This is a genomic window from Chromobacterium sp. IRSSSOUMB001 (assembly GCF_023507765.1).
Classification (GTDB): domain Bacteria; phylum Pseudomonadota; class Gammaproteobacteria; order Burkholderiales; family Chromobacteriaceae; genus Chromobacterium; species Chromobacterium haemolyticum.
Map to the genome: position 1 here is coordinate 122,568 of NZ_JALCYU010000010.1, position 17,442 is coordinate 140,009.

18 protein-coding genes are annotated in these 17,442 nt (G+C 66.6%); 9 read left to right on the forward strand and 9 right to left on the reverse strand.

What is annotated here, in order from left to right; genetic code table 11:
• Positions 1 to 4 precede the first annotated feature (4 nt).
• The 3 genes from MOV80_RS14760 to MOV80_RS14770 form a co-directional block, all read right to left on the reverse strand.
• The gene (locus tag MOV80_RS14760; protein ID WP_019101815.1) at positions 5 to 448 is read right to left on the reverse strand and encodes a response regulator; all 444 of its coding nucleotides are present in this window, start codon (positions 446 to 448) and stop codon (positions 5 to 7) included.
• On the reverse strand, positions 448 to 1,923 hold the full coding sequence (locus MOV80_RS14765) for a PAS domain-containing sensor histidine kinase (RefSeq protein WP_249605253.1): 1,476 nt from the start codon (positions 1,921 to 1,923) through the stop codon (positions 448 to 450). Before MOV80_RS14765 ends, MOV80_RS14760 begins: the two co-directional genes overlap by 1 nt.
• 104 nt (positions 1,924 to 2,027) lie before the next feature.
• Entirely contained in the window at positions 2,028 to 2,837 is an 810-nt protein-coding gene (locus MOV80_RS14770; RefSeq protein ID WP_019100995.1) for an IclR family transcriptional regulator C-terminal domain-containing protein, read from the reverse strand.
• Positions 2,838 to 3,001: 164 nt separating this feature from the next.
• On the opposite strand from MOV80_RS14770, the gene MOV80_RS14775 reads away from it, so the two are divergent.
• From MOV80_RS14775 to pcaC, 7 genes are all read left to right on the forward strand, one after another.
• A complete protein-coding gene (locus tag MOV80_RS14775; RefSeq protein WP_081574589.1) occupies positions 3,002 to 3,694 on the forward strand; it encodes a 3-oxoacid CoA-transferase subunit A in 693 nt (230 codons plus the stop codon).
• Positions 3,687 to 4,346 (forward strand): 3-oxoacid CoA-transferase subunit B, encoded by a 660-nt coding sequence (locus MOV80_RS14780; RefSeq protein WP_249605254.1) that lies wholly within the window; start codon positions 3,687 to 3,689, stop codon positions 4,344 to 4,346. The genes MOV80_RS14775 and MOV80_RS14780 overlap by 8 nt, the downstream gene beginning before the upstream one ends.
• Complete coding sequence (pcaF, locus tag MOV80_RS14785) at positions 4,343 to 5,545, forward strand: 3-oxoadipyl-CoA thiolase (protein WP_019100992.1); 1,203 nt, start codon at positions 4,343 to 4,345, stop codon at positions 5,543 to 5,545. The genes MOV80_RS14780 and pcaF overlap by 4 nt, the downstream gene beginning before the upstream one ends.
• 83 nt (positions 5,546 to 5,628) lie before the next feature.
• Positions 5,629 to 6,969, forward strand: coding sequence for an MFS transporter (locus MOV80_RS14790; protein WP_019100991.1), 1,341 nt, complete (start codon positions 5,629 to 5,631; stop codon positions 6,967 to 6,969).
• A 12-nt stretch (positions 6,970 to 6,981) separates the two neighbouring features.
• On the forward strand, positions 6,982 to 7,761 hold the full coding sequence (pcaD, locus tag MOV80_RS14795; RefSeq protein ID WP_052052198.1) for a 3-oxoadipate enol-lactonase: 780 nt from the start codon (positions 6,982 to 6,984) through the stop codon (positions 7,759 to 7,761).
• Positions 7,762 to 7,774: 13 nt separating this feature from the next.
• Positions 7,775 to 9,124: a 3-carboxy-cis,cis-muconate cycloisomerase gene (pcaB, locus tag MOV80_RS14800; RefSeq protein ID WP_019100989.1), complete on the forward strand. Its 1,350-nt coding sequence runs from the start codon at positions 7,775 to 7,777 to the stop codon at positions 9,122 to 9,124.
• Positions 9,117 to 9,521: a 4-carboxymuconolactone decarboxylase gene (pcaC, locus tag MOV80_RS14805; RefSeq protein WP_019100988.1), complete on the forward strand. Its 405-nt coding sequence runs from the start codon at positions 9,117 to 9,119 to the stop codon at positions 9,519 to 9,521. The genes pcaB and pcaC overlap by 8 nt, the downstream gene beginning before the upstream one ends.
• Here the strand turns inward: pcaC and MOV80_RS14810 are convergent.
• The gene (locus MOV80_RS14810; RefSeq protein WP_249605255.1) at positions 9,510 to 10,103 is read right to left on the reverse strand and encodes a TetR/AcrR family transcriptional regulator; all 594 of its coding nucleotides are present in this window, start codon (positions 10,101 to 10,103) and stop codon (positions 9,510 to 9,512) included. The genes pcaC and MOV80_RS14810 overlap by 12 nt on opposite strands.
• Before the next feature lie 135 nt (positions 10,104 to 10,238).
• On the opposite strand from MOV80_RS14810, the gene MOV80_RS14815 reads away from it, so the two are divergent.
• Positions 10,239 to 11,441 carry an MFS transporter gene (locus MOV80_RS14815; protein WP_249605256.1) on the forward strand — a complete coding sequence of 401 codons (1,203 nt, stop codon included), beginning with the start codon at positions 10,239 to 10,241 and terminating at the stop codon, positions 11,439 to 11,441.
• A gap of 11 nt (positions 11,442 to 11,452) precedes the next feature.
• Here MOV80_RS14815 and pcaG read toward each other — a convergent pair whose 3' ends face one another.
• From pcaG to MOV80_RS14835, 4 genes are read right to left on the reverse strand one after another with little or no spacing between them, the layout of a single operon-like run.
• Positions 11,453 to 12,067 (reverse strand): protocatechuate 3,4-dioxygenase subunit alpha, encoded by a 615-nt coding sequence (gene pcaG / locus MOV80_RS14820; RefSeq protein WP_043593228.1) that lies wholly within the window; start codon positions 12,065 to 12,067, stop codon positions 11,453 to 11,455.
• On the reverse strand, positions 12,064 to 12,813 hold the full coding sequence (gene pcaH, locus MOV80_RS14825; RefSeq protein ID WP_043593234.1) for a protocatechuate 3,4-dioxygenase subunit beta: 750 nt from the start codon (positions 12,811 to 12,813) through the stop codon (positions 12,064 to 12,066). The genes pcaG and pcaH overlap by 4 nt, the downstream gene beginning before the upstream one ends.
• Positions 12,785 to 14,194 (reverse strand): MFS transporter, encoded by a 1,410-nt coding sequence (locus MOV80_RS14830; protein WP_249605257.1) that lies wholly within the window; start codon positions 14,192 to 14,194, stop codon positions 12,785 to 12,787. The genes pcaH and MOV80_RS14830 overlap by 29 nt, the downstream gene beginning before the upstream one ends.
• 37 nt (positions 14,195 to 14,231) lie before the next feature.
• Positions 14,232 to 15,410 (reverse strand): 4-hydroxybenzoate 3-monooxygenase, encoded by a 1,179-nt coding sequence (locus MOV80_RS14835; RefSeq protein ID WP_249605258.1) that lies wholly within the window; start codon positions 15,408 to 15,410, stop codon positions 14,232 to 14,234.
• 210 nt (positions 15,411 to 15,620) lie between these two features.
• Between MOV80_RS14835 and MOV80_RS14840 the strand changes: the two genes are divergently transcribed.
• A complete protein-coding gene (locus tag MOV80_RS14840; protein ID WP_043593243.1) occupies positions 15,621 to 16,490 on the forward strand; it encodes a helix-turn-helix domain-containing protein in 870 nt (289 codons plus the stop codon).
• Between the two features lie 15 nt (positions 16,491 to 16,505).
• On the opposite strand, the gene MOV80_RS14845 is transcribed toward MOV80_RS14840, so the two are convergent.
• Positions 16,506 to 17,408 carry a LysR family transcriptional regulator gene (locus tag MOV80_RS14845; protein WP_019100980.1) on the reverse strand — a complete coding sequence of 301 codons (903 nt, stop codon included), beginning with the start codon at positions 17,406 to 17,408 and terminating at the stop codon, positions 16,506 to 16,508.
• Between the last annotated feature and the right edge of the window lie 34 nt (positions 17,409 to 17,442).

Here is a 17,442-nt window from a genome sequence, read left to right on the forward strand (position 1 = left end):
GCGATTACCGGGCCGGCAAAACCACGGACTGGGCGTAAGAATGCAATAGATCCATCAGTTTCACGAATTGCGGACCCACGGCGGATTTCATCATATAGCCCGCCACGTTTTCCTCGTAAGCGCGCATGCGGTCCGCGTCCCGCGACGAGGTGGTCAGCACGAAGATCACCGAATTGCGCAACTGGTTGTCGGCGCGGATGGTTTCGAGAAATTGAAAACCGTCCATCCTCGGCATATTAAGATCCAGCAAAATCAGGAAGGGGCTGGTGATCCGCTTGCTGTCGTGCGTTCCCCGCAGGATTTGCAAGGCCTCAAGGCCATCGCAGGCGGTCACCATATTGCACTCAAGCCCTTGGCGGCGCACGCCGCGCAATACGCCTTCGATGGCCACGTCATCGTCATCCACCAGTAAAACCGTAATGTCGCTTGATATCACCGCGCTTGTCATCACTCCACCTCCTTGAGCGGAAACCGCGGCCAGCGGATGCGAAAACAGGCTCCGCCCAGCATGCCGTTTCGATCCAGAATCACGGTGCCGCCATTGCTGTTGACCATGCGACGGGTTACCGCCAGTCCAACGCCATGTCCCGCCGCCTGGCTGCTGGCGCGGTGAAACAACTTGAAAATACGCTCTTCAGAGCCCTCCGGCACGCCAACGCCGTCGTCTTCCACCGTGAACAGATTAAAGCGCCCTTCTTCCTCCACCGTGATGCGAATCACGCCTTTGCCGCCACCGTGGTGCTTGCAGGCATTGGACAGCAAATTGCGGATCGCCAAGGACAGCGGCGTGCGGGCGGCGGGAAACGGCCTGGCGTTGATTTCAACCTCCAGCCGGAAATCGGGGGAAATATCGAGAAGATCCACGGTTTCGCGCACCAGTTGGCCGGGGTCGATCTCTTCGACTCGTTCATCCTGGCGCCCTGCCCTCGCGTATTCCAACAAGTCTTCTATCATGCGTTCGGCGCGGGCAATGCGCTCTTCGGCCCGTGCAAAGTTTTTCTCTATGTCGGCGTTGAGCTGGGACGGGTCCAAATCTTCGCGAATCCACGAAATCAGATCCGCGATGCCGCGCAAAGGCGAGCGCAAATCATGGGAGGCCACATAGGTGAACTCCTCCAGCTGAGCGTTGGCCTGCTGCAGCGTTTCCTCAAATTTCTTGCGCAAAGAGATGTCGGTGATTGCGGCCAATACCTGCCGCTCCCCTTCGGTTTCCAAAGGGGTCAGCCCCACTTCCACCGGAAATTCGCTGCCGTCCCGGTGCTGGGCCAGCAGGTCGCGCCCGGAGCCCATCGCCCGCACTTCCGGCGCCTTGGCGAAGGCGGAGCGCAAAGCCGGGTGGCCGTTTCTCACGCGCTGCGGCAGCAGCACCTCCACCGGCTTGCCCACCAGTTCGCCTGGTGGATAACCAAACATGGCGTCCAGCGCTTGATTGGTCATTGAAATCCTGCCATCCGCGCCCGCCATCAATAGGCCGATAGGCAGCGACGACACCACTTTGGAAAAGCGATGCTCGAGCCGGCGCCGCGGCGTGATGTCGCTGACAAAGGCCACCGCGCAGACTTCGTCGTCGTGCGGCATCGAACCCAGGCCGATTTCGATCGGGAACTGGCGTCCATCGGCATGCTGGGCAAACAGTTCGCGGCCGCTGCCCATGGTTCTGGGCGTGGGATTGGCAAAAAACAGCTGACGAAAATCTAGATGGCGTTCGCGAATCTCCGCCGGCAACAGCATTTCCACCGGCTGTCCAAGAAGTTGGGCCTTGCTGTAGCCAAACATGTTTTCCAGCGCGCTGTTGACGTAGAGCATGCGTCCATCGACCGCCACCACCAACACCCCCACCGGGGCGGCCTCTACGACGGAAGCCAGTCCGGCATTACCGGCGGCGCCCGCGGCAGGAACCTTTTCCGGAAATTTGAACGACATCTCGCCCTGCTTTCACCTATGTTTTATTGCTGTAGGTTTAGCATAGGGCTTTCTCGCGCGCTGTTAATTCTGATGTCCTATCCGCTTCATTTACAACGCTTTGCTCAAGCAAGCAGCAAGGCCAGTTCCGCCGCCGCCTCGCGCAGCACCGGCAAAATGCGCAGCAACAAATCCTCGCGGCTGACGCGCGCGGCCTGCACGCCGACATTGATCGCCGCCGCGGCGCGGCCATCGCCCCCGATGATAGGCACGGCAATGGAACGCAGACCGATTTCCAGTTCCTGATCAATCAAGGCGTAGCCCTGCTCCGCCACCCTCGCCAGTTCCGCCTCCAACTCCGGCCGCCCTACGATGGTATGCGGCGTGTGCTGGACCAGCCTCGCCCGGTCCAAGAGTTGAGCGAGTTCCGCGGCGGGCAGCCGGCTCAGCATCGCTCGGCCCATTGATGTGCACGTCGCGGGCAAACGGCTGCCTATATCCAGGTCCACCGTCATGATTCGGCTGGTAAAGGCACGCGCGATATAGAGGATGTCGTCGCCGTCCAGGATGGCGATAGAGCTGGATTCGTTAACGCTGCTGCTGACGTGGCGCAGCACAGGCTGGCCGGCGCGCGCCAACGGAGTTGAGCCCAGATAGGCGTGCCCCAGCGCCAGGATGCGCGGCCGCAGGGCGAAATGGCGGCCATCCTCGCTGTCCACGAAACCCAGCTTGTTCAAGGTGTACAAGCAGCGTCGCACCGCCGCGCGCGGAATGCCGGTGCGCTGGCTGATTTGCGAGGTGGACAGCAGGCGACGCTGTGCGGAGAACGCCTGAATCACCGCCAAGCCGCGCGCCAGCGAGGCCATGTAGTTGGGGTCGCCGCTAAAGGTCTCTTCCACGCCTTCTTCGGAAATGGGGTCTTGCCGCTGTTGCATCTTGCCTCCTTTTTTTCATCTTGAGCGATTACCGCACACTATTGCGATCATCGTATTGACCCCGCGGCTGGCCGGCAAGCATGCTGAATGCGCGATTAAAGTTATTTGGTTCGATAATCGCACAAACTCTTTTATGGCTGCACGCAGCCCGCAAAGGACAGTCGATGATAGATAAAACGGTAAGCTCGCCCGCCGCCGCCATTGCCGACATCCACGACGACGCCACGGTAATGATCGGCGGCTTCGGCGTCGCCGGCCAGCCGGCGGAATTGATAGACGCGCTGATAGACCATGGCGCGCGCAATCTCACCATCGTCAACAACAACGCCGGCAACGGCGAAACCGGTCTGGCCGCCTTGCTGCGGGCACGCCGAGTTCGCAAGATCATCTGCTCGTTTCCGCGCCAGGCGGACTCCCAAGTGTTCGACGCGCTCTACCGCGCCGGCGACATCGAACTGGAATTGGTGCCGCAGGGCAATCTGGCGGCGCGCATCCAGGCCGCCGGCGCCGGGCTGGGCGCCATCTTCTCGCCCACCGGCTACGGCACTCTGCTGGCGGAAGGCAAGGAAACCCGCCGGATCAATGGCCGCGACTATGTGCTGGAGCTCCCCATCTACGCCGACTTCGCGCTGATCAAGGCCTGCCGAGGGGACCGCTGGGGCAATCTGCAATACCGCAAGGCGGCGCGCAACTTCGGCCCCATCATGGCCACCGCCGCGCGCCAGACCATCGTCCAGGTGGGACAGCTGCTGCCGCTAGGCGAAATGGACCCGGAAACCGTGGTGACGCCGGGCATCTTCGTTCACAAGCTGGTTTGCGTCGGCGGCCAGTTAACGCAAGGAGGCCGGCATGAATAAACGACTGAATCGCGAGCAGATGGCGGCGCGGGTGGCGCGCGACATCCCGGAGGGCGCGTACGTCAACCTGGGCATTGGCCTACCCACCCGGGTGGCCGACTATCTGCCGCCGGAGCTGGACATCTTCCTGCACAGTGAAAACGGCCTGCTGGGCATGGGTCCGGCGCCGGCTCCAGGTCAGGAGGACCCGGACCTGATCAACGCCGGCAAGGAGCCGGTCACGCTATTGCCAGGCGGCTGCTTTTTCCACCATGGCGATTCCTTCGCCATGATGCGCGGCGGTCATCTCGACATCTGCGTCTTGGGCGCCTTTCAGGTGTCGAGGCGCGGGGACCTGGCCAATTGGCACACCGGCGCGCCGGACGCCATCCCGGCGGTGGGCGGCGCGATGGACCTGGCCATAGGCGCGAAGCAAGTGTTCGTGATGATGGAGCATCTGAGCAAACAGGGCGAATGCAAACTGGTGGAAGCCTGCAGTTACCCTCTGACCTGCGTGGCTTGCGTGCATCGCGTGTACACCGACTTGGCGGTGATAGACCTCCGCGACGGAGAGTTGCTGGTGCGCGAATGCGTGCCTGGCCTGGATTTCGATGAATTGCAGCGCCTGACTCCGGTTCGACTGACCGATGCCCGCCAAGGAGACATCCGATGAGACAAGCTTATATCTGCGACGCCATCCGCACGCCCTTCGGCCGCTACGGCGGCGCGCTGTCCGCCTTGCGCGCCGACGATCTGGCCGCCCTGCCCTTGGCCGCCTTGCAACAACGCAATCCGGGCGCGGACTGGGCCTTGTTGGACGATGTGCTCTATGGTTGCGCCAACCAGGCCGGCGAAGACAACCGCAACGTGGCTCGCATGGCCGCGCTGCTGGCCGGCCTGCCGGCGTCCACCCCTGCCAGCACGGTCAACCGCCTCTGCGGTTCCAGCCTGGACGCCATCGGCCAGGCCGCGCGCGCGATCAAGAGCGGCGAGGCCGAGTTGCTGATCGCCGGCGGCGTGGAGAGCATGAGTCGCGCGCCCTATGTGATGGGCAAGGCGGACAGCGCTTTCGCCCGTAATCTGCGCATAGAGGACAGCACCATGGGCTGGCGTTTCGTCAACCCCTTGCTGCGCGAGCGCTACGGCGTGGACTCAATGCCGGAAACCGCGGAAAACGTGGCCGAGCAGTTCCACATCTCGCGCGCGGATCAGGACGCCTTCGCGCTGCGCAGCCAGCTGCGAGCCGCCGCCGCGCAGGAAGCCGGCCGGCTGGACGATGAATTGATGGAAGTGCTGATTCCGCGCGCCAAGGGCGAGCCGCTGAGTTTCACGCGCGACGAACACCCGCGCGCCACCTCGCTGGAAGCGCTGGCCCGGCTCAAGGGCGTGGTGCGGACCGACGGCAGCGTCACCGCCGGCAACGCCTCCGGCATCAACGACGGCGCGGCGGCGCTGCTGCTGGCCGGAGAAAACGCGCTGAAACGCCATGGGCTGACGCCGCGCGCGCGCGTGCTGGCCATGGCCTGCGCCGGCGTGGAGCCTCGCATCATGGGCTTCGGCCCGGCCCCTGCCATCCGCAAAGTCCTGGCTCTGGCCGGGCTGCGCCTCGATCAAATGGACGTAATCGAACTTAACGAGGCCTTCGCCGCCCAGGCGCTGGCTGTATTGCGAGACCTGGGCTTGCCGGACGACGCCGAGCACGTCAACCCCAACGGCGGCGCCATCGCCCTTGGTCACCCTCTGGGCGCCAGCGGCGCGCGCCTGGCCGCCACCGCTCTGTACCAATTGCAACGCAACGGCGGCCGTTATGCGCTGTGCAGCATGTGCATAGGCGTCGGTCAAGGCATCGCGCTGATCATCGAGCGCGTCTGAAAACCTGTTCGCCGTCCACCGCACGTCGGCTAGGCGCTACACGGCGAGAGCCGACCGCGCGCCCACTCTCATAGGAGCCTCCCATGAAGGACAAGCCCATGGACATCAGCGAGTTCATCGACGACAGCCCGCTGTCCCGCTATCAAGTCATGGTGTTGACACTGTGTTTTCTCATCGTGCTGCTGGATGGCTTCGACACCGCCGCCATCGGCTACATCGCGCCGGAGCTGATCGGCCAATGGGGCATCTCACGCGGCCAGCTGGCCCCGGCTTTCGGCGCAGGCTTGTTCGGCATGCTGATAGGCAATTTCGCTTTCGGTCCGGTGGCGGACCGGCTGGGCCGCAAGCGGGTGCTGCTGCTGTGCACGCTGATCTTCGGTCTGGGCACGCTGGCCTCGGCCCAGGCGGAGTCCATCGAGACACTGGCGCTGCTACGCTTCGCCACCGGCATCGGCCTGGGCGGCGTGCTGCCCAATTGCATCACCCTGAGTTCGGAATACTCGCCGGCGCGCCACCGCATGCTGCTGGTCACCCTCAGCTATGCAGGCTTCACCGCTGGACTGGCGCTGGGCGGCGGCGTCGCCAGCCAGATCATCCCGCTGTGGGGCTGGCGAGGCGTGCTGGTGGCCGGCGGCCTGGCGCCCTTGCTCCTGCTGCCCTTCATGGTTTGGCTACTGCCGGAGTCGGTGTGCTATCTCGCCGGCAGGCCGGAGCAGATAGACGCGCTGCGGCGCATCGTTGCCCGCATCAATCCGGACCCGCGCTGGCAGCAACAGGCCTTCTGTCGTGAAGGCGCCGCTCAGGCCAGTCGTTCGCCGGCCGCCTTGCTGTTCGTCGCCGGCGCCCGTGCCCGCACCTTGCTGTTGTGGCTGACCTTTTTCTGCTGTCTGTTCGTGTTCTACCTGCTCACCAACTGGATGCCCACCATTCTGCGGGACCATGGCTACAGCACGGCGCAGGCGGCGCGCATCAGCGCCATGGTGCCGCTGGGCGGCGCGGTGGGCGGCGTGGTCATGGCCATGCTGATGGACCGGATGGGCGCGCGCCGGGTGCTGCCCTGGCTATGCCTGCTGGCGGCGCTGGCGCTGTCCGCCGTGGGCGCGGCGCTGGGCGACGGCGGCTGGCTGTTCGCCACCGTGTTCCTGGTGGGCTTCAGCCTGACCGGCGCGCTGAACAATCTGAGCATACTCGCCGCCACCCTCTACCCCACCCAGGCGCGCGCCACCGGAGTAAGCTGGGCGCTGGCCGCCGGCCGGGCCGGCTCCATCATCGGTTCGATGACCGGCGCCCTGCTGCTGGCCGCCGCCGGGTCCGCGCCCGGCTTCTTCGCCTGGGCCGCGGCACCGGTGCTGGCCGGCGCACTGGCCTTGTTCGCGATGGCGCGGCTGGACGCCACGCCCACGGTTTTGAAGTCCCTGGCATAGAGAGGAGCCCCCATGCCCATATTGAAACTGGCCAGCCATTCGCTGCACTATCAACTGGACGGGCCGACTGGCGCGCCGACACTCTTGCTGTCCAACTCCCTGGGCACCACGCTGGACATGTGGCGGCCGCAACTGGCGGCCCTGAGCCGGCATTACCGCGTGCTGCGTTACGACACCCGCGGCCACGGCGCCAGCACGGCCAGCGCCGCGTGCCGGCTGGCGGATCTCGCCGGCGACGCGATGTCCTTGCTGGATGCGCTGGATATCGAGCGCGCGCACTTTTGCGGCATCTCGATGGGCGGCCTCACCGGCCTGTGGCTGGGCGTTCACGCGCCGGAGCGCCTGCAGTGTCTGATCGTCAGCAATAGCGCGGCCAAGATAGGCGCAAGCGAAGCCTGGCGGCAGCGCGCCGCCCAGGTGCGCGCCGAGGGCCTGGCCGCGCTGGCCGCTAGCGCGCATCAACGCTGGTTCAGCGCCGATTTTTGCGTCCAGGCGCCGGACATCGTCGAGCAGGCGCGCGCCTGGCTGGCGGCCACCTCGCCGGGCGGCTACGCCGCCTGTTGCGAGGCGCTGGCCGACGCCGACCTGCGCGCCGACTTGCCGCGCATCGCCGCGCCGACTTTATTGATTGCCGGCCAGCTCGATCCGGTCACCACCGCGGCGGAAGCGGAAGCCATGGCCGCGACCATTCCGCAGGCCCGGCTGGCGCTGCTGCCGGCCTCCCATCTGTCCAATCTGGAAGCCCCGCTCGCCTTCGAACAGGCCGTGCTGGCTTTTCTCGACGCGCGCTGAAGCAAGGATGCCAATGGAACTGCTCAATCCCTTGTTCCGCCCCGGCGCCGGAAGTCAGGCTTTCACCCCTGCCGCCGCCATCCAGGCGATGCTGGACGTCGAGGCCGCGCTGGCGCGGGCCGAGGCCGACGTCGGCGTGATTCCACCGGCCGCGGCGGAGGCCATTGCCGCGCATTGCCGCGCCGCGCTGATAGACCCGGTCCGGCTGGCGGCCGACGCCGCGCTGGCCGGCAATCTGGCAATTCCCCTGGTCCGCCAGCTGACGGCGCTGGTCGCCGCCGACGATGCCGGCGCCGCCGGCTTCGTGCACTGGGGCGCCACCAGCCAGGATGTGCTGGACACGGCGCTGGTGCTGCAACTGCGGCGGGCGCTCGAGGACGTCGGCGCCGATCTCGACGTCTTGATCGAACTCTGCGCGGAACGCTGCGCGCGACACCGCAACGAGATCATGGCCGGGCGCACCTGGCTGCAACAGGCGCCGCCCACCACCTTGAGCTTGAAGCTCGCCGGCCTGCTGGACGCGTTGCTGCGCCAGCGCGAGCGTTTGCGGCAGCTGCGCCCGCGCCTGCTGACGCTGCAATTGGGCGGCGCGGTCGGCACCCTGGCCGCGCTGCAGCCGCATGGTCTGGCAGTGGCGGAGCAGATGGCGCGGCGGCTGGATCTCGCCGCGCCGGACCTGCCCTGGCACAGCCAGCGCGACCGCCTGGCCGAATTGGCCTGCTGGTGCGCGCTCTTGTGCGGCACCCTGGGCAAGCTGGGCCGCGATGTGTCCTTGTCGATGCAAACCGAAATCGCCGAGTTGTGCGAGCCGGAACAAGCTGGCCGCGGCAGCTCGTCCAGCATGCCGCACAAGCGCAATCCGGTGGCCTCGGCGGTGATGCTGGCCGCCGCCGCGCGGGCGCCGGGATTGGCCGCCACCCTGCTGACGGCCCAGGTTCAGGAGCAGGAGCGCGGCCTGGGCGGCTGGCATGCGGAGTGGGAAACGCTGCCTGAGCTGCTGTGCTTGTGCGCCGGGGCCTTGCGCCAGGCGGTGGAGCTGTTGCGCGGGCTGGAAGTCCGGCCCGACGCCATGCGCCGCAATCTTGCCGCCAGCGGCGGCCTGATCATGGCGGAAGCGGTGACCATGGCCTTGGGAGAGCGGCTGGGCCGCGCGCGCGCGCATCAGTTGGTGGCGGAGTGCTGCCAACAGGCGCGCCTACGCGGGGAAGGCCTGGCCGACGCGCTGCGCGGCCACCCCGAATTGTCGGCCTTGCTGAGCCACGACGAATTGAGCACGCTATTGGAGCCTTCTCAAAACCTGGGCGCGGCCGATGCCATGGTGGCGCGGGTCTTGCGTCGTTATCGGGAGCGAACGGATGAATGAACAAGAACGACTGCGCCAGGGCGAAGGCATACGCCGGGAAGTGCTTGGCGACGCCCACGTGGACCGCAGTCAGGCCGGACGCAACGACTTCAACGGCGATTTCCTGGACCTGATCACCCGCTACGCCTGGGGCGAGATCTGGGATCGCCCTGGCCTATCGCGCCGGCAGCGCAGCCTGATCACCATCGCCATGCTGGCGGTGCTGGGCAGAGAGGCGGAGCTGAAGCTGCATTTGCGCGCGGCGCGCAACAACGGCGTCAGCCGGGACGAACTGAAGGAAACCCTGCTGCAGGTGGCGATATATGGCGGCGTGCCGGCGGCGAACACCGCCTTCCAGCTGGCGGAAGAAGCCTTGGCCGCCTCGTCCTGCGACGGCGGCGACGGCTCAGGCGCTTAGCCGCAACCCTTCCAGCAAGATCTCCAGCGCGTCCAGCGTCTGAGCCAGCGCCGCCGCCGGCTGCTCGGCGCCGGACGCCCAGCAAGCGCCCTCCACCAGCGCGCCGTTGATCAAACGCGCCAGCGCCTGAGGATCGGCGGGGCGGATCAGGCCGGCGTCCATCAGCGCGCGCAAGCTCTCGGCGATGGCGCCGACGCACTGCCGCTGGCCGGCCTGCACGTATTCGGCGCCCAGCGCCGCCGGCGCATCGCGCAGCAAAATGCGTTGCGCCTCCGGCTGCGTGACCGCTTGCAGGTAAGCGCGGCAACGGCGCTTGAAACCCTGCCACGGGTCCGCCGCCTCGCGCTCCGCCCGCGCCAGGCCGGCCTCGATCTCGGCGTCCAGCGCCTGGGCCACCGCCAACAGCAAGCCCTTCTTGTCGCCAAAGTGGTGGTAGAGCGCGCCACGAGTCACGCCAGCGGCGGCGGTCAACTCGTCCATCACCGTCGCGGCGTAACCATCGACGCCAAAGCTGCGGCGCGCAGACTGCAGCAGCCGGTTCCGGGTTTCCTCCATGGTTTCGCTGCGCGTTTTGCCTGCCATCGCGTTCTCCTGTTGCCGCCTGGGTCGTTACCCCGCATTTGACATACGGAATGTATGTCGATTAGTTTAACATACGTCGCGTATATTAAAACAGCGGACGGGCTGTATTCACATCGTCCGTCACAAGGAAACCCGATGGCCAACCCCTACCTTAGCCTGTTCTCCCATCCCGGCAGCTTGGCTTTCTCCGCCGCCGCCTGGGTAGCGCGGATGCCAATCTCCATGACCGGCATCGGCATCATCACCATGTTGTCGCAAACCTCCGGCTCCTATTGGCTGGCCGGCGCCGTCGCCGCCACCTTCACCTTTTCGATGGCGTTGCTGGCGCCGCAGATCTCCAGACTGGTGGACCGCTACGGCCAGCGTCGGGTATTGCCGGCCGCCACCGCGCTCAGCGTGACGGCGATGCTGGCGCTGTTGTTTTGCAGCTGGGCGCAATGGTCGGTGTGGACCTTGTTCGTTTCCGCCGCCCTCGCCGGCTGCATGCCCAGCATGTCGGCGATGGCGCGCGCGCGCTGGACCGAAATCTATCGCGGCTCGCCGCAACTGCACACCGCGTTTTCGCTGGAATCGGTATTGGATGAGGTGTGCTTCATCGTCGGCCCGCCCATTGCCGTTGGCCTGAGCGTGACGGCGTTTCCGCAGGCCGGGCCCTTGCTGGCCGCCGTGCTGCTGGCCGGCGGCGTCGCCGCCTTCTGCGCGCAAACCGGCACCGAACCGCCGGTGCACCCCAGCGCACGGGAACGTCGCGGCTCGGTCGCGTCCTTGGCCGGCATGCGGGTGTTGATCCTGGCCCTGCTGGCGCTGGGCGCCATCGCCGGCGCGGTGGACGTGATCAGCGTCGCCTTCGCCCAGCAGCAAGGGCAGCCGGCGGCGGCCAGCATCGTCTTGTCGGTGTACGCGATCGGCTCCTGCCTGGCCGGCCTGCTGTTCGGCGCGCGCAAGCTCAGCATGCCGCTGCCGCGGCTCTTCGTCTGGGCCGCCGCCGCCACCGCGCTGGCCACCCTGCCCTTGCTGCTGGTTTCCAATCTGTGGCTGCTGGGCGCGGGCATGCTGCTGGCCGGGGTGTTCTTCGCGCCCACCATGATCGTGGCGATGGGCTTGGTGGAGGAGATGGTGGCGCCGGCTCAGTTGACCGAGGGCCTGACCTGGCTGATCACCGGTCTGGCCAGCGGCGTGGCCTTGGGCGCGGCGGTGACCGGCTGGGTGGTGGACCACGCCGGCGTGCGCGCCGGTTTCGGCGTGACGCTGGTCGCCGGCGTGCTGATGGCCTTGATCGCCTGGGCCGGGCGGAGCCGCTTGAAAACGCGTGTCCTCGAAGCGGCCTTGGACAGCTGATTGCGCGGCCCTTACAACTCGAAGAACACTGTTTCCCGCTCCCCTTGCAGGTGGATATCGAAACGGTAGGCGAGTCCGTCGCTGGAGCTGTCCGGCAACGCCAGCAAGGTTTGCCGCCTTGCTTCCCCGTCGATCAGGTTCAACACCGGGTCCGCGGCATTGGCCTCGGCCTCGTCGGCGAAGTAAATCCGGGTATGGAGGCCGAGATTGATGCCGCGCGCCACCAGCCAGACATTGATGTGCGGCGCCATCCAGCGGCCGTCCCGACCCATCACCCGACCCGGCTTGATCGTGTCGAAGCGGTAGCCCCCGCTGTCGAAATCGGTGCAGGCGCGTGCCCAGCCGCGGAAGCCTCCAGCCTCCGCTCCCGCATAGCGGCCGTGGGCGTCCGCCTGCCAGATTTCCAGCAGCGCGTCGCGCACCGGCGCGCCGGCGCCGTCCAGCACTTGTCCATGCAGGACGATGGCTTGGCCCTCCAGACCGTCCGCCAGCAGGCTGGAGCCCAAGCGACACTGGAAAATATCGAAACCCGCCTGTTGCGGCGCCAGGCCGATATGAACATAGGGCCCGGCGGTTTGGGAGGCGGTTTCGCGCAGCACGGCTTGCGGAATCGGAAGCGGATTCATAAATCCTCCTGCGTGGCTTGAACGCGGTTTTCGAACAAGGTGGCGCGCCGGCCGCGCAACACGATGTCGAAACGATAGGCCAGGCTGTCGAAAGGCACTGTCGCCCTGCGATCCAGTTGCGCGATCAACCCCCGCACCTGCTCCTCGTCGCCTATGGTCCCGACAATGGGGCAACTGGCGATCAAGGGATCGCCCTCGAAATACATCTGAGTGATCAAGCGCTGCGCATAGGCGGCGCCGGACAGGGAAAAATGGATGTGGGCCGGCCGCCAATCGTTGGCGCGGTTGCGCCATGGATAGGGACCGGGCTTGATGCTGCGGAAGAAGTAATAGCCGTTTTCGTCGGTCAGCGCGCGGCCGCAACCGCCGAAATGGGGATCTATGGGCGCCAGGTACTGGTCTTTGCGATGCCGGTAGCGGCCGCCGGCGTTGGCCTGCCATATTTCCACCAGGGTATTGGGCGCCGGACGGCCGTTCTGGTCGCGAACAAAACCGTGCACGATGATGCGCTCGCCTATCGGCGAGCCCTGGCGCGCGTAATTGCGCGTCAGATCGTGATCCAGCGCGCCCAGCTCTTCGCCATGGAAGACCGGTCCGGTGATTTCCGACAGCGAATGCTGCAAGGCGATCAGCGCATGGCGCGGCGCGCGCAACACGCTGCTCTTGTAGTCCGGCGTCAATGCCGGCGGATGATCGCGATGATCCCGCGGGTAAAGTTCATCCGCGCTCTGAGCGGGTATCCACATGGGCTTGCTCCTGTTCGTTTGAGGTTGGCAGCGACGACGTTGCGGGCCGGGCTGCGTCGAAGGGCGCCGCCACGGCGGCAAAGCGCTGCTTGCACAGCAAGGCAGCGGTGGCCAGCGCCGCCGGAATCGCCAGCAGCGCGAAGATGGTGTCCAGCTCCAGCTGCCGGCGCAGCAGCTCGCCGCCCAGCAAGGCGCCGGCGATGCCGCCAAAGCGCCCGATGCCCAGCATCCAGGCCACGCCGGTGGCGCGGCCATGGGTGGGGTAGAAGCCGGCGGCCAAGGCCGGCATCGACGATTGAGCGCCGTTCATCGCCGTGCCGGCCAGAAAGATCAAGCCGCCCAGGCTGAGCATCGTCGCCGTGCCCTGCCCCACGGCGAAGATCAGCGCCGCGGTCAAGGCATAACCCAGCGCCACCACCCGGTTGGGGTTGAAGCGGTCCATCAGATAACCCGCGGCCAGGGTGCCGATGCCGCCGCCCAGCGGAAACAGGGCCGTCATCAGCGCGGCCTGGCTGATGGTGAAGCCGGCGTCCTTGATCAGGATGGGCAGCCAGCTGGTCAGCAGATAAAAAATCAGCAGCCCCATGAAGTAAGCCAGCCACAGCATCAGCGAGCCCAGCCGGTAGGCCGGCGCCAGGACGACGCCCACCGCCGAGCGCCCGCCCAGCGCCGGCTCGGCGGCGACAAAGCCGGGCTCGGCGGACAGATCGCGCCCGGCGATGCGCTCCAGCACGCCGCGGATACGCGCCGCCGGCGCGCCGTGGGCGGCCATGTGGCGCACGGACTCCGGCAAATAGCGCCACAGCGGCACGGCCAGCCCCAGCGGCGCGAGGCCGCCGAGCAAGAGCACGCTGCGCCAGCCGTAATGCGGAATCAGCCAGGAGGCGAGCACCCCGCCCGCCGACGCGCCCAGCGGAAAGCCGCAGAACATCGCGTTCACCAGCACCGCCCGGTAGCGGGCCGGCGCGAATTCCGACATCAGCGTCACCGCATTGGGCATCGCTGCGCCCAAACCCAGACCGGTCAGCAAGCGCAAGAGGGTCAACTGCTCCAAGGTGGCGGCGAAGGCGCTGGCCAGGCTGCCGGCGCCGAAGAACAGCACCGAGGCCAGCAGCACGGATTTGCGGCCGTAGCGGTCCGCCAGCGGCCCGGCGCTCAATGCGCCAAGCGCCAGGCCGAACAGGGCCGCGCTCAGCACCGGCCCCAGCGCGGCGCGCGGCACGCCCCACTCCTGCACCAGGGCCGGCGCGATATAGCCGACGGCGGCGGTATCGAAGCCATCCACCGCCACCACCAGGAAGCAAAGCGCCAACAACAGGCGCTGACAAGGGCTGAAACGCTCGTCGATGATGGTCTGCACATCCAGCGGCGGTTTGCTCATGACCTCTCCTTTGAACAGGCTCTTGCTTGTTGACGGCTCAGTCCCAGTCCCTGGGCATGCCGACATAGTTCTCGGCCAGGCTGGTGGCCGCCGCGCGCGAGGACACCAGGTAGTCGAGCTCGGCGCGCTGCATCTCGCGTTCAAACGGGCCGGCATCGGGAAAAGCGTGCAGCAAGCCGGTCAGCCGCCAGGAAAAATGCTCGGCGCGCCAGATGCGGCGCAAGGCGCGCCGGCTGTAATCGAGCAGCGCCGCTTCGCTGCCGTTCCGGAAATGTTCTACCAGGGCCAAAGCCAATAAACGCACGTCGGCCGCGGCCAGGTTGAGTCCTTTGGCGCCGGTGGGCGGCACGATGTGGGCGGCGTCGCCAGCCAGAAACAGCCGGCCGCGCTGCAAGCTGCGCGCGACGAAACTGCGCATCGCGACGATGTTCTTGTGCAGGATATCCCCCCGCTCCAGGCCCACGCCATCGGCGGCCGGCACCCTGGCCTGCAATTCGTCCCAGATCCTGTCGTCCGGCCAGGCGTCCACGCTGTCGTCCGGCGCGCACTGGAAGTAGAGCCGCTGCAGCGTGGGCGAACGGGTGCTGACCAGGGCGAAACCGCGTTCATGGCAGGCATAGATCAGTTCCGGAGCCGAGGGCGGCGTCGCCGCCAGAATGCCGAACCAGGCAAACGGGTATTGCCGATGCCAAGGCGGTTCGCGCTCGCCCAGCGCCTGGCGCGCGATGCCGTGAAAACCATCGCAGCCGACGATGAAGTCGCACTCCAGCGCCCGCTCGCCGCCGGCGTCGCGGTAGCGTATCCGGGCCGGGCCGCTGCCGTCGAAAGCCTCCAGCGCCGTGACCGGGCAGTCGAACAACAGCCCGCCACCGGCCTCCAGCCGCGCGGCGATCAAATCCTTCAGCAACTCGTGCTGGGCGTAGACGGTGATGGCGCGCCCGGTCAGCGCGTACAAGTCGATGCGGTGGCGGCCGCCGTCGAAGGCCAGCGCTATGCCGCGGTGCTCCTGCCCCAGGCGACGCAGCCGCGCGTCCGCGCCGGCCTCCGCCAGCAATTCCACCGTCCCCGGCTCCAGCACGCCGGCGCGCACCGTCGATTCGATCTCGGCGCGCCCCCGCGCCTCCAGCACCACGGAATCGATGCCGTGCCGCTGCAGCAACTGCGCCAGCAGCAGGCCGGCAGGGCCGGCGCCGATGATACCCACGGATGTACGCATGGCAAGCCTCCATGAAGAGCGTGACAAGGCTTGCACGATTGCGGCAATGCCAAGCCACCGCATATTGCGCCGCAGCAATGACGGCGGAAAACCGTGCAGCCGAATACATTGATTTGCCAGGGAAATCCTAGCCGCTACCGGGAACGTGCTAAATGGAGCAAGCTGACAAAGACTTGTACTATTTGCTCAGTCTTGATTCGGGAGAGCCGCATGGACCGCGCGCCGGAATTCACCCTGTATGGCGAAGAGAGCAGCGTCACAGACGCGGCGTTTCTGCATCTCGAGCTGCTCAGCTCGCGCAGCCGCCGCTTCGACTGGGAAATCGTCGACCATTGTCATCGCGGCCTGTTCCAGTTGCTTTGCCTGCTGGACGGCGAAGTCAAGGCGCGCATCGACGACCGGGAATATCCGCTGAGCGGACCGGCGGCCATTTGCCTGCCGCCGGCGACGGTGCATGGCTTCAGTTTTCTGGAAGAGGCGCAGGGCTTTGTCTTGACCGTGGCCGAAAGCGCGCTGATCCACGATCCGGATCAAGCCGGCGCCTTGCTGCGGCCTCTGCTGCAAGCGCCCAGGCTGGTGGATCTGCGACGGGACTGGCCGGCCAGGGAACGCATCGAATCCTTGTTTGGCCAATTGCTGGCCGAATTGCACTGGCCGCAACGCGGCCAGGACTTGATGGTGGACTGCTTGCTCAAGGCCATTCTGCTGATGCTGGCGCGCCTGGTCGACGAGCAGGACGCCGGCGGCGGCGGGTACCCGGCCGAGCGCGATTTGCTGGCCCGTTTCCACGCCTTGCTGGAAGAACGCTATCGTGAACATTGGGACATCCCGCGCTATGCGGACGCCTTGTGCGTGACGGCCAGCAAGCTCAACCGCGCCAGCCTCAAGCTGAGCCGGAAAACAGCCTTCGCCTTGACGCAGGAGCGCCTGATGCTGGAGGCGCGCCGCATGCTGGCTTACAGCGCCTGGCCGATCAGCCGCGTGGCCTATGATCTCGGCTTCAACGATCCCGCTTATTTCTGTCGCTGCTTCAAGCGCCAGCTTGGCTTATCTCCAAGCGAGTTCCGCAATAAGACATGAACCCGCGCCAACGCCCTACTCCTCCAGCGTCTCCTCGCGCGGCAACAGCTCGCGCAACAGCCGCCGGATCAGGGCCAGTTCCTCGGAGCAGTCTCCGCGCCGCGCGCTCATGATCAGCGGCGACACAAGGCCCTCGTCCGTCAACGGCCGGTAGACCACGTCGTCGCGGCGCAAGCGCAACACGCTGGCCGGCACCACGCATACCCCCATGCCGGCGGCCACCAGGCCCAGCGCGGCTTGCAGCTCGCGCACCTCCAGCGCGTAAGCCGGCTCCAGCGCGCGCTGGCGGAAGGCGGCCAGCACCTGGTCGGCATAGCTGGGCCGCGGCTGACGCGGATAGATCAGCACCGTTTCCTCCGCCGCGTCGCGCAAGCGCAGCGGACCCTCGCGCCGCGCCAGCGGGTGTTCCAGCGGCAGCGCCAGCCACAAGGCCTCCTCGGCCAGCACCTCGCGCTCCACCGCCGGGTCGTCGAACAGCAGCCGGCCGAAGCCTACGTCGATGCGGCCGGCCTTCAGCGCCTCCACTTGCTCCATCGAAGTCATTTCCAGCAAGGACAGCTCGGTGTCGGCGTGGATGGCGCGAAAGCGGCGTATCACTTCCGGCAGCGGCCGGTACAGCGTGGAGCCGACATAACCTATCACCAGCTGACGGCGCGCCAGCGCGATCTTGCGCGTCATGGCGCGCATGCCCTGGGCCTGGGCCAGCAGATTGCGCGCCTGGGCGTAGAAGAAGCGGCCGGCCTCGGTCAGTTGCAAGGGCCGCGCGCCGCGGTCCAGCAGCAACAGGCCCAGTTCCTCCTCCAGTTGCTGGATCTGCCGGCTCAGCGGCGGCTGAGCGATATGCAGCCGTTCCGCCGCGCGGGTGAAGTTGAGCTCCTCAGCGACGGCGACGAAGTAGCGCAGATGGCGCAATTCCATTCAATACCTCACAGGTATGGAAGCAGACGAAAAC

Coding starts and splice junctions, on each gene's coding strand:
- MOV80_RS14760 (WP_019101815.1), bottom strand. CDS start 448: ATGACAAGCGCGGTGATATCAAGCGACATTACGGTTTTACTGGTGGAT.
- MOV80_RS14765 (WP_249605253.1), bottom strand. CDS start 1,923: ATGTCGTTCAAATTTCCGGAAAAGGTTCCTGCCGCGGGCGCCGCCGGT.
- MOV80_RS14770 (WP_019100995.1), bottom strand. CDS start 2,837: ATGCAACAGCGGCAAGACCCCATTTCCGAAGAAGGCGTGGAAGAGACC.
- MOV80_RS14775 (WP_081574589.1), top strand. CDS start 3,002: ATGATAGATAAAACGGTAAGCTCGCCCGCCGCCGCCATTGCCGACATC.
- MOV80_RS14780 (WP_249605254.1), top strand. CDS start 3,687: ATGAATAAACGACTGAATCGCGAGCAGATGGCGGCGCGGGTGGCGCGC.
- pcaF (WP_019100992.1), top strand. CDS start 4,343: ATGAGACAAGCTTATATCTGCGACGCCATCCGCACGCCCTTCGGCCGC.
- MOV80_RS14790 (WP_019100991.1), top strand. CDS start 5,629: ATGAAGGACAAGCCCATGGACATCAGCGAGTTCATCGACGACAGCCCG.
- pcaD (WP_052052198.1), top strand. CDS start 6,982: ATGCCCATATTGAAACTGGCCAGCCATTCGCTGCACTATCAACTGGAC.
- pcaB (WP_019100989.1), top strand. CDS start 7,775: ATGGAACTGCTCAATCCCTTGTTCCGCCCCGGCGCCGGAAGTCAGGCT.
- pcaC (WP_019100988.1), top strand. CDS start 9,117: ATGAATGAACAAGAACGACTGCGCCAGGGCGAAGGCATACGCCGGGAA.
- MOV80_RS14810 (WP_249605255.1), bottom strand. CDS start 10,103: ATGGCAGGCAAAACGCGCAGCGAAACCATGGAGGAAACCCGGAACCGG.
- MOV80_RS14815 (WP_249605256.1), top strand. CDS start 10,239: ATGGCCAACCCCTACCTTAGCCTGTTCTCCCATCCCGGCAGCTTGGCT.
- pcaG (WP_043593228.1), bottom strand. CDS start 12,067: ATGAATCCGCTTCCGATTCCGCAAGCCGTGCTGCGCGAAACCGCCTCC.
- pcaH (WP_043593234.1), bottom strand. CDS start 12,813: ATGTGGATACCCGCTCAGAGCGCGGATGAACTTTACCCGCGGGATCAT.
- MOV80_RS14830 (WP_249605257.1), bottom strand. CDS start 14,194: ATGAGCAAACCGCCGCTGGATGTGCAGACCATCATCGACGAGCGTTTC.
- MOV80_RS14835 (WP_249605258.1), bottom strand. CDS start 15,410: ATGCGTACATCCGTGGGTATCATCGGCGCCGGCCCTGCCGGCCTGCTG.
- MOV80_RS14840 (WP_043593243.1), top strand. CDS start 15,621: ATGGACCGCGCGCCGGAATTCACCCTGTATGGCGAAGAGAGCAGCGTC.
- MOV80_RS14845 (WP_019100980.1), bottom strand. CDS start 17,408: ATGGAATTGCGCCATCTGCGCTACTTCGTCGCCGTCGCTGAGGAGCTC.